8 protein-coding genes are annotated in these 11095 nt (G+C 43.4%); all 8 read left to right on the top strand.

Annotated features, from left to right (window positions below; all coding sequences use genetic code 11):
* Positions 1-111 precede the first annotated feature (111 nt).
* The 8 genes from HMPREF1212_RS18255 to HMPREF1212_RS18220 all read left to right on the top strand — a co-directional run bounded on the left by HMPREF1212_RS18255 (position 112) and on the right by HMPREF1212_RS18220 (position 11067).
* Positions 112-3330: a DUF6383 domain-containing protein gene (locus HMPREF1212_RS18255; protein WP_157317064.1), complete on the top strand. Its 3219-nt coding sequence runs from the start codon at positions 112-114 to the stop codon at positions 3328-3330.
* Between the two features lie 411 nt (positions 3331-3741).
* Complete coding sequence (locus HMPREF1212_RS18250) at positions 3742-4506, top strand: ParA family protein (RefSeq protein ID WP_028727261.1); 765 nt, start codon at positions 3742-3744, stop codon at positions 4504-4506.
* Between the two features lie 8 nt (positions 4507-4514).
* Complete coding sequence (locus HMPREF1212_RS18245) at positions 4515-5399, top strand: ParB/RepB/Spo0J family partition protein (protein ID WP_028727260.1); 885 nt, start codon at positions 4515-4517, stop codon at positions 5397-5399.
* Positions 5400-5420: 21 nt separating this feature from the next.
* Positions 5421-6143 carry a DUF5683 domain-containing protein gene (locus HMPREF1212_RS18240; RefSeq protein ID WP_028727259.1) on the top strand — a complete coding sequence of 241 codons (723 nt, stop codon included), beginning with the start codon at positions 5421-5423 and terminating at the stop codon, positions 6141-6143.
* A 6-nt stretch (positions 6144-6149) separates the two neighbouring features.
* The gene (locus tag HMPREF1212_RS18235; protein ID WP_046150594.1) at positions 6150-7676 is read left to right on the top strand and encodes a lytic transglycosylase domain-containing protein; all 1527 of its coding nucleotides are present in this window, start codon (positions 6150-6152) and stop codon (positions 7674-7676) included.
* Positions 7677-7768: 92 nt separating this feature from the next.
* Positions 7769-10048: a RelA/SpoT family protein gene (locus HMPREF1212_RS18230; RefSeq protein ID WP_046150593.1), complete on the top strand. Its 2280-nt coding sequence runs from the start codon at positions 7769-7771 to the stop codon at positions 10046-10048.
* A 100-nt stretch (positions 10049-10148) separates the two neighbouring features.
* Positions 10149-10658: a flavodoxin FldA gene (gene fldA, locus HMPREF1212_RS18225; protein ID WP_028727256.1), complete on the top strand. Its 510-nt coding sequence runs from the start codon at positions 10149-10151 to the stop codon at positions 10656-10658.
* 43 nt (positions 10659-10701) lie between these two features.
* Positions 10702-11067, top strand: coding sequence for a DUF2023 family protein (locus HMPREF1212_RS18220; RefSeq protein ID WP_028727255.1), 366 nt, complete (start codon positions 10702-10704; stop codon positions 11065-11067).
* Positions 11068-11095: the final 28 nt, after the last annotated feature.

Here is an 11095-nt window from a genome sequence, read left to right as displayed (position 1 = left end):
CGAGAATAAACGATCGTTTTCGCTAGTCAGAGGAAATAGAAGTATATAAATGAGCGATCGTATTGAATAAGAACTTATTACACTTTAGTATTAATATTAAATTTTAGAATTATGAACAAAAAGTTTTCTACGTTGATGGCAACGGGCCTGCTTGTGTTAGGTGCGTTGTTTAGTAATGTGAATGCACAAACAAATGCGAAGGATTTGGATTTAACTGATCCTACTTCTTATGAGGCAGCTGATTTGAATCAGTATTATTACATTGGTCTTGCTGATAAAAGTTATTATTTGACTTTGGATGAAATTACCAATACAGATGCTACTGCTTCAAGTACGGTAAAAGGTAAAAAGTATAACTCTCTTAAAGGTGTGGCTGCTGCTAGTCTTGCAGATGAAGGCGATAAGGCTTTGTTTAAAGTTGAAGTAGTTAAAGTTAGCACTGCAAACTATTTTAAACTGACTAATAAGTCTAATGGTAAGTCTATTCAATTTAAAGCTACTGATACTCCTACAGCAACTTCTACTGTTGCTATTGCTGCAGGTGACGATGCAGGCGCTGTTGCTAGTTATTTTGACTTAATTGGATCTGTTGATTTTGCAGGAGCAAGTGGCGCAACTCTTATTCCTTTCCATGGTGGTGCAACTGCAAATACTAACCAGATGAAATTGGCTACAACAGCCTTTACTATTGAATCTGCAGGTACGGCTCTTGTTCTCTATATTGCAGAGGATACTAAAATTGCAGATGCTGATTTAAACGGAATGTATGGTGACGGTTTCTCTTTGAAATTCAAAGAAATGACTCCTGCTATTAATGCAAATCCGTTTACTGCTGCTGAGAAAATCCAGGCTGTAACTGTATCTGGAGGTAGTGTTCCTGCTGGTACTTATTTGAAAGTTGCCGGAGCTGATTTTGCAACAATTGATATGACTGATAAAGATGAAGTTGCTAAATTTACTGCAGCTACATTCATTGTAATGGATACTATTCCTTTGACTAAGGATGGTAGCTCTAATTTCAATGGAAAGAAGGGTGCTGGCTATCAGTTTACTACTGTAAAAGGTGCAGATTTGCTTACAATTGATGCTGCAACTGGTTTGCCTACAAAAACATATAATAAACGTCATGTAAACAATGCAAACTTTGCTATTACAAACAATGTAAATAACACTGACTCTCTGATTGTAGAAGTTGTTAAACCTGTTTTAGGTGTTAATGATAAAACCATGGAGAATCAGACTGCTTATGGTTCTAATGTACGCGTAAGTGTTATTAACTTTGGTGGTCAGAATATTTTAACTACTTATTCTGTAGCTGATAATATTGTTCCTGCTGACGATGAATGGACTTTGATTACTTTAGGTGCTAATAATATCGTAGATCTGAAAACTCTGTTGAAAGGTCAGTTTATTAATGTTTCTTATGTTGCAACAGGTAAAGAGGCAGATGCAGATAAGTACAAAGTAGATGGCGTATTGGCTGTTAGAGATAATGCAGGTACTATTGAAGCTGACTATGTAGCTAAATCAACTGTATTATTATCTTCTCCGGAAGCTCAGTGGGCTTTGACTAATGACGGTGGTCTTAAATTAGTTAACCGTGAAAATACAACGGTTTCTTTGACTATTGCTCAGTTGCGTAAGACAGCAAAGACTGGTGTTTATGTAGCTACAACTACAGGTGCTAACGATAATATTGATGGTGATCAGATTACTATTTCTTTCGTTGAAAACCACACAATGTTTGATGGTTATATGACTGCAACAGAAAATATTCTGCGCAACACTGTTTATTTTTTAGGTCAGTATCGTGCTACAGCTGATGGTGATTTGAATTCTTATTGGGCAGAAAATCATAATGCTTCTCACCAGATTGGTGCTACTGTTGTAAAAGAAAATGCAACTAAATGGAACCTGGAATTAGTAAAGAAAGCTGATAAGAATGAAGTTGATACAATCTTTGTTGTTAGCACAATGAATGTTTGGGCAAATAATAAGATGACAACAAAGAAAGACTCTTTGGCTATTCTTCCGTATGCATATCAAAATAATGGAAACAATGAATATGTTACTTATAAGGAAGATAAACTGAACTATTATATCTGTGATAAGGATAATAAAACTGACGCAAAAGCTGCAGATCGTTTTGCTTTGAAGATGAAACCGGGTAATACATTTAATTATGTAATTGCTGAAGATGGTGGTGTTCAGGATAATGTTGGTGCAAAGAAAGTATTCCTTTCAAACAGTGAAAGCAAAGGTTCATGGGATAAGAATGAGCTTTACAGCTTAAATAATAACTCTTTGATGGTAGTTGAAAAAGCTGACGAACCTGAATATCGTAAAGTAGCTAAAGCATGGGGTGATACAATCAGTATCTATCGTCAGGAAAATGATGCTCAGATGGTGTATGAAAAAGCAGATGCTAAGTCTGTTGTAGATGGAAAAACTTTGAGCTTTCTGAATATCGATAATGTTAATCAGTTCGATGTAAATCCTGCTTTGTTCGTTGATACAGCTTATGTGAATCGTGGTGAAAATACATGCTATCAGTATCTGCTAGCAGTAGGCGTAGATAAAGAAAATTCTTACTACTGTCCTTACAATGAGGAACATAACTCTGATGAATGGAGAGAAGCTAACGGTGGCCCTTGCGCTGATGCAAAAGAACACAGAGCTTTGAAAGGTCGCTTCTTGATCAACTTGATCGACACAGCTAACGTTTATGGTGACACTCACCTGCACAATAATCCGTATATCAATATGGTTGAAGCTGATGAGAATCTGGCTAAATTGTCATTCGTAGAAGGTATTCACGTAGGTGATACTTTGATCCTTACTCGTAAGGGTGGTGAAGCTGTTAAACTGAGAATGGATGATGCAAACTTCAATGTTGCTAAATTTGCTTTCCGTTATGTAGATAACGAAGCTGGTACATTCAGAATTCAGACTCAATACAAAGAATATGCTCCTGGTAAGGCTGCTGAAGATATTGAAACTAGCAATGAAGGTTACCTGAGATGGGTTAACGGTACAGTTGTTGTAACAAATAAGTTGACTAACGGCGACGTATTCAACATGAACGAAGACGAAACTCGTACTCCGACTGCTAACGAAGGTGTAACTGCTTCTGAAGTATCTGTAATCGCTAAAGACGGTGCTGTAATCATCTCTGGTGCACAGGGTAAGAAAGTTACTATCAGCAACGTTCTTGGTCAGACAGTTGCTAACACAGTAATCTCTTCTGATAAGGCTGAAATCGCTGCTCCTGCTGGTGTAGTTGTTGTAGCTGTAGAAGGTGAAGCTGCTGTTAAAGCAATCGTTAAGTAATGACGACTTATTTATAAAAGAAATTTATAATCAAAAATAGTCTTTCATGCAATGGTTCTCCTTCGGGAGAGCCATTAAGTAACCTGTGACAGGCGAACAGGTGAAATGACAAAATATTAAGTAATAAAATAAAGTTCATCTGTCAAGTACCCTGCGAAGGAGGAAAGCAGATAAAAAACAAACCTCTCCGGTTACAACCGGAGAGGTTTCGTTTTTTTAAAACTTAGTTATCATTTCCCAAAAAAACTATCACATACTCCTCATTTGAAACAAGTTATTAAATATTCTGTTTATATTTGCAAGTTATCAACAGTTAGGGCGACTTTTCAACAAAACGAGCATTGTTTTGCTTAAACCTGATTTCGTTAGGTTTTTAATGTTTAGTTTTGCCACTGAATTAAAAGACGAAGTATGGGAAAGATTATCGCTTTAGCAAATCAGAAAGGTGGAGTTGGTAAAACAACAACCACGATAAATCTGGCTGCATCCCTCGCTGCCCTTGAGAAGAAAGTGCTGGTTGTTGATGCAGATCCGCAGGCAAATGCCTCTTCTGGACTGGGCGTGGATATTCGGAGTGTCGAACTATCCATCTACGAATGTCTGGTGAACGGAGACGATCCGAAAGGAGCCATTATCCCGACCGAGGTGGAAGGACTGGATATTATCCCGTCACATATCGACCTGGTAGGAGCGGAAATTGAAATGCTGAACATGGAGAACCGGGAGCAGATCCTCAAACAGATGCTTGTTCCCCTGAAGGATATGTATGATTTTATCCTCATCGACTGTTCTCCTTCCTTGGGGCTGATCACAGTGAACGCACTGACCGCAGCCGATTCGGTAATGATCCCTGTTCAATGCGAGTATTTCGCGCTGGAAGGTATCAGTAAACTGTTGAATACGATAAAGATTATTAAATCGAAGCTGAACCCGGCCCTGGAAATCGAAGGATTCCTGCTGACGATGTACGATTCGCGTCTCCGACTGGCTAACCAGATTTACGAAGAAGTGAAACGACCGTTCCGTGACCTTGTTTTCACGACCGTTATTCAGCGTAATGTGAAATTGAGCGAAGCTTCCAGCTACGGCAAACCCGTAATACTTTACGATGCCGAGTCGAAAGGAGCACTAAATCACATGCAGCTTGCGCAAGAGCTGATAGACAAAAATAAATAATAACAATTATGGCAGTAATGAAAAGATCGGCACTTGGCCGTGGATTGGATGCTTTGATCACGATGGACGACCTTAAAACCGGAGGTTCGTCTTCTATCAGTGAGATAGCATTGAGCAAGATTCAGCCCAACCCTGATCAACCCCGTTCTATATTTGAGGAAGAAGCACTGGAAGAACTGGCTACTTCTATCCGCTCCCTGGGTGTTATCCAACCGATAACCCTGAAAGAGATCGGTACGGAGAAGTATATGATTATCTCCGGTGAACGCCGTTACCGGGCTTCCCTGATGGCCGGTTTGGAGCAGATTCCTGCCTATATCAAGACGGCGGCCGACGAGAATGTAGTCGAAATGGCGCTGATCGAGAATATACAGCGCGAAGACCTTAACTCGATAGAAATTGCATTGGCTTATCAGAAGTTGATAGACAGCTACGGCCTGACCCAGGAAAAGCTCAGCGAACGGGTAGGGAAGAAACGCGCTACTATCGCCAACTATCTCCGCCTGTTGAAACTTCCGGCAGAGATACAGATGGGTTTGAAAGATAAAAAGATCGATATGGGACATGCACGTGCCCTGCTGCCGGTAGAAGATCCGGAAGTGCAGTTGGCCTTGTATGAACAGATACTGGCGGAAGGCCTCTCCGTACGGAATGTGGAAGAGATCGTACGAAACGGGGCGGAAGCTGTTGCACCGGAGAAGAAAGAGAAAACAGCCGGACGCCAGCCGATGCTTCCCCAGGAATTTAATCTGCTGAAGGATCATTTGTCCCGCTTTTTCAATACAAAGGTACAATTGGCATGCAACGAGAAGGGAAAAGGACGTATCACGATCCCTTTTACCTCGGAAGAAGAACTGGAAAGGCTGATCGGCCTGTTGGATAAGTTGAAATAAGTGGACGGTAGATTCGTGAGGATGAGATTAAAAATAAGCAGGATACTATGCCTTCTGGTAATACTTGCCGGGATATCCTTGTATACGAAAGCACAGGGGCAGGCAGTAATACTCGATGCTGATACGGTAGTGGTGGCACCACCCGATTCGACAGTGCAGGCTGTGCTTCAGGCTGCCGACTCGGTGCCACAACCCAAGTTCAAGGAGATAGACATGAAGCCGTTCAAACCGAATCCGACAAAGGCAGTTCTTTTTTCTGCCATCCTGCCGGGCTTGGGACAGATCTATAACAGGGCATACTGGAAGTTGCCGATCGTGTATGGCGGTTTTATGGGATGTATCTATGCGGTGACCTGGAACAATCGTAACTATAAGGATTATTCGACAGCTTATCTGGATTTGATGTATGATGTGGATCATAACAAGGATAATCCGGATGCCTGGAGTAAATCGTGGGTGGATATTGCCAAGAAGAACGGGCGTGAGCCGTCGGAGTTTATAACCAATACACGGTTGCAGGATAATATAAAGAGCCGTAAGGACTATTTCCGTCGGTACAGGGATTTGAGTATCATTATTACAGCTGGCGTTTATGCTATCTGTATGATCGATGCGTATGTGGATGCACAGTTGTTCGATTTTGATATCTCTCCCGACCTGAGTATGCGGATAGAGCCTGCGGTAACCCCGAAGACCAGTTTCAGCGAACGGTCGTATGGCCTGAATTGCAGTATAAAATTCTGATAACACATGAAATACTTACTAACATTACTCTGTCTCTGTTGTCTTTTTACTGTTGCCCGTGCACAGGAAACATTGACTGACAATGAAGAACCTCAGTATTCGAACCTTTCTGCCGACTCATTATCTGCCGATGTGGGCCTGATCCCTGAAAGTCTGGATGCTGATGTCGACAGCTTGCTTCGCTCGTGGCACGTTCAATATTTCTCCAAGAGAGACGAATATTGCCATGACGATGATGCTAATGTATACTTCCCTGACTCTGTCTACCGGGAACGTCTGGAAAGATTGCCGCGCGTTATTTCTTTACCTTATAATAAGGTAGTACGCGATTGTATCGATTTATATGCCGACCGCCGCCGTAACCTCGTACGATATATGCTGGGTATGGCGGATTTTTATTTCCCGATCATCGAGCAGGTGCTCGACGAACACGACTTGCCTATCGAACTAAAGTATTTGGCCATTGTGGAAAGTGCCCTTAATCCGGTCGCTCTCTCGCGTGTCGGTGCCTGCGGCCTGTGGCAGTTCATGCTTCCGACCGGAAAGATTTACGGACTGGAGATCAACAGCCTGGTCGACGAACGCCGTGATCCGGTGAAGGCGACCCATGCCGCCTGCCGTTACTTTAAAGATATGTATGCCATTTATGGCGACTGGAACCTGGTGCTGGCTTCCTACAATTGTGGCCCGGGTAATGTGAATAAAGCGATACGCCGTTCGGGTGGAAAAACCGATTTCTGGGATATCTTCCCTTATCTCCCGAAGGAAACCCGTTCGTATGTGCCTCTTTTTATCGCAGCCAATTACATTATGAATTATTATTGCGATCATAATATCTGCCCGATGCAAACCAGCATGCCGTTGGCTACGGATACGGTGGTGGTAACAAAAGCATTGCATCTGGAGCAAGTGGCTGAAGTGCTTCAAATGGATATTGAACAGGTACGCGCCCTGAACCCGCAATACAAACGCGATATCATTCCCGGAAATGCGGAACCTTCCGTATTAAAACTTCCGGTTAATCAGACGTATGCTTTCATAGACAAGGAAGATACGATATATACCCATCGTGCTGAAGACCTTCTGGCCGGTTGTCTGGCGTATAATACGACTGATACGGATAAAGGAAGTTCTTCCAACCGTGAAAAGATTACGCATCGTGTAGCTTCGGGTGAGAATATCTATACCATTTCCGACCGCTATGGAGTGACACCGAAAGAAGTTCGTTCCTGGAACGGTCTGAGATCAAATAAACTGGCCAGTGGACGACGGTTGACCCTGTATGTGGATAACGGCGGGGTTACTTTTGCTTCCGCTACAAAATCGAAAACGGTTGCAAAGACAACTTCTTCATCCGAAATCGTTGAAAAGCAGAGCAATGGCTTTATCTCTTATCGCGTGAAGTCGGGAGATTCCCTGTATACCATATCCAAAAAGTATCCGGGAGTGACGGCCACATTGATCCAGAAGGCGAATGGATTGCCTAACGCAAATATCCGTCCCGGACAGGTTTTAAAGATTCCTGTAGGATAAACTTGCTATTTTCCTGGCTTCCTTGTTGATTTTTGACGAATATTTGTATATTTGTGGTTACAGACGTTGTATAAAAAGAAGAGGTTGTAACCATGAACGATACGATAGACACAAAAGACACAAAGGAAGCCGGTGACATGTTACCGGCCATGTCGGCAGACGAGAAGATGATCCAGGATGGGTTTAATGAACTGTTGCAGGATTACCTGAATTCAAACCATCGACGAAAGATCGAGCGTATCACCAAAGCGTTCAACTTCGCCAACCAGGCTCATGCGGGAGTAAAACGCCGTTCCGGCGAACCCTATATCATGCATCCTATTGCAGTGGCACGGATCGTTTGCCGTGAAATGGGACTGGGGTCGACCTCTATCTGTTCCGCACTCCTTCATGACGTAGTGGAAGATACCGAATATACCGTACAGGATATCAGCGATATGTTCGGCCCGAAGATCGCTCAGATCGTAGACGGGCTTACCAAGATTTCCGGAGGAATATTCGGGGAACAGGCTTCTGCACAGGCAGAAAACTTCCGTAAGTTATTGCTCACCATGAGTGATGATATCCGGGTGATCCTGATCAAGATTGCCGACCGTCTGCATAATATGCGTACTTTAGGCTCCATGCTTCCAGCCAAGCAGTTCAAGATTGCCGGTGAAACTCTCTATCTTTATGCCCCGCTGGCACATCGTCTGGGTCTTTTCACGATCAAGACGGAACTGGAAGACCTGAGCTTCAAATATGAACATCCCCATGAATACGAATTTATCGAGCAAAAGTTGCAGGCAACGGAAGAAAACCGCAACAAGTTGTTCGACCATTTTGCTGTCCCCGTTGATAAGAAGCTGAAGGAAATGGGCTTGCATTATGAAATGAAGGCCCGTGTAAAGTCTGCTTACTCTATCTGGAACAAGATGGAAAGTAAAGGGATTACTTTCGAAGACATCTATGACCTATATGCTGTCCGTATCATCTTCGACCCGCTGCCGGGTGTGGATGAGAAGAATATGTGTTGGGATATCTATTCAGCCATAACGGATATTTACCGTATCCGTCCGGATCGTATCCGCGACTGGGTAAGCCGTCCGAAAGCCAATGGTTATCAGGCATTGCATCTTACTGTCATGGGGCCTGACGGGCAATGGGTGGAAATACAGATTCGCAGCCGCCGTATGGACGATATAGCCGAGAAAGGTTTTGCCGCTCATTGGAAATACAAGGAACATAGCGTAGAAGAAGATACCGAACTGGATAAATGGCTTCAGACTATTACGGAAATCCTCGAAAGCCCTGATCCGAATGCTCTGGACTTCCTTGATACGATCAAATTGAATCTGTTTACTTCGGAAATCTTCGTCTTTACACCAAAAGGGGATATCAAGACACTTCCGCAGGGCGCGACAGCACTCGACTTTGCCTATGCCCTGCATACCAATATAGGAAATAAATGTATCGGAGCGAAAGTCAACCACCGTCTGGTACCGCTTAGTCATCCGCTGGCAAGTGGCGACCAGGTTGAGATACTGACTTCCCGCTCGCAGGAACCGCAACCGGAATGGCTTAACTTTGTTACGACAGCAAAGGCACGGGCCAAGATCGATGCTGTGTTGAAGCGTGCCCGTAAGGATGCGGCCAAGCTGGGAGAGGAGAAGGTGATCGCTGCTTTCAAGCGGTCGGATATGGAAGCTAGTACTTCCAACCTGGATAAATTGTGTATCTATTTCGGCTTTTCCAAACGGGAAGAGTTCTATTATGCTGTGGAGAAAGGGGATGTCATTCTGCCTGAAAACATTAAGAAGCTGCTGAAGGAAAAGACCGATAACGTCCTTTTCAAATATGTAAAACAGGCATTGGGCGTCGGTTCCAAGAAGCAGGAAGAAGAAAAGCCGGAGGAAAAAGGTAAAGTCAAATATGATAAGTCGAAACCGTATATCCTGCGTGAAGAGGCTTTCGAGCGTAACTATGTGATTGCCGAATGCTGCAAGCCTATTCCGGGTGACGATGCGTTGGGCTTTATCAACGACGACGGCAATGTCGTTGTGCATAAACGTTCCTGCCCGATCGCCATGCGTCTGAAGAGCAGCTTCGGCGAGCGTATCCTGAATACGGAATGGAGCAGCCATAAAAATGCTTCTTTCGAAGCAACCCTCGAGGTGAAAGGTATCGACTCGATCGGTGTACTGACCACGATCACCAAGACGATTGCCGACGAATTCAATGTCAACATTATGCGTCTCCTTATCGAAGCCAAAGACGGAGTGTTCGAAGGGAAGATCAAGATGAAAGTACATGATGTGGAAGACATTCAGAAGATGTGCGTGACGCTTTCTAAAAACAAGAATATTAAGTCGGTAGGACGTGTAGCCGATTAGTCAGTAGGTATTTTCAGCCTGCAAAATACATATATATAGGTATTGCCTTTGTAGCCGGGATATCAGACCTTTGTCTTCATCAATTTAAATAAAAAAAGAAATGAAGACAATAGGTATCTTTTACGGTTCTTCAACCGGCACAACTGAAAGTGTAGCAAAACGTATCGCTCAGAAACTAGGTGTGGAAGACGCTCATCTGTATGATGTGGCCAAGGCTTCCCCTGCGGATATGGCTTCTTATGAAGTGCTGATACTGGGTAGCTCTACCTGGGGAGCAGGCGACTTGCAGGACGACTGGTACGATTTCCTGGCAAAGATCAAGAAACTGGATCTGACAGGTAAGACAGTCGCTATTTTCGGTTGCGGCGATTCTTCCTCTTTCGCCGACACATTCTGTGACGCGATCGGTATAATCTATACAGACCTTCAGGGAACAGGATGCCGCTTTATCGGATCCGTGCCGACAGACGGCTACACCTACGATGACTCTACAGCCGTTATCGATGGCCAGTTCGTCGGACTTCCTTTGGATGAACTGAATGAAGACGATCAGACCAACGCGCGTCTCGACCAGTGGATCGACTCTTTAAAGAAAGAAGGGTTGGAATAATTATCCCCGAATTGTAGTTTTTAAGATAATATCAGCAGGCAAGATGGTAACAGCCAGAAACAGAGTACCCGGAGAGGTGAAAGTTTTTCTTAATCATATCTATGAATATAAGAAAGGCATACGGAGCATGGTGTTGTGTACAATCAATAAATCGTATGAGCAAGTTGTTACCGACCGTTTGGAAAGTCAACAGATTTGTTATGTAAAACAGGACGCAGGAGAGAGAAGTGTCAATATTTATTTCGGAAGACCTGAATGCATAGAAGCCATCCGCTTATTGGTGACCCGTCCGTTGAATTTGCTTACCCCGGAGGAGGATTTCATTCTGGGAGCCTTACTTGGATATGATATTTGCATGCAATGCGAACGTTTCTGTACAAGGAAAAAGCAGCGGTTGACATCTGCCTGATGATATGGTTGTTTTAAGTTTTCCCTAA

Source organism: Parabacteroides sp. HGS0025, assembly GCF_000969845.1.
Taxonomy (GTDB): domain Bacteria; phylum Bacteroidota; class Bacteroidia; order Bacteroidales; family Tannerellaceae; genus Parabacteroides; species Parabacteroides gordonii.
The sequence above is the reverse complement of the archived record's forward strand: the minus strand, read 5'-3'. Positions and strand labels throughout refer to the sequence as shown.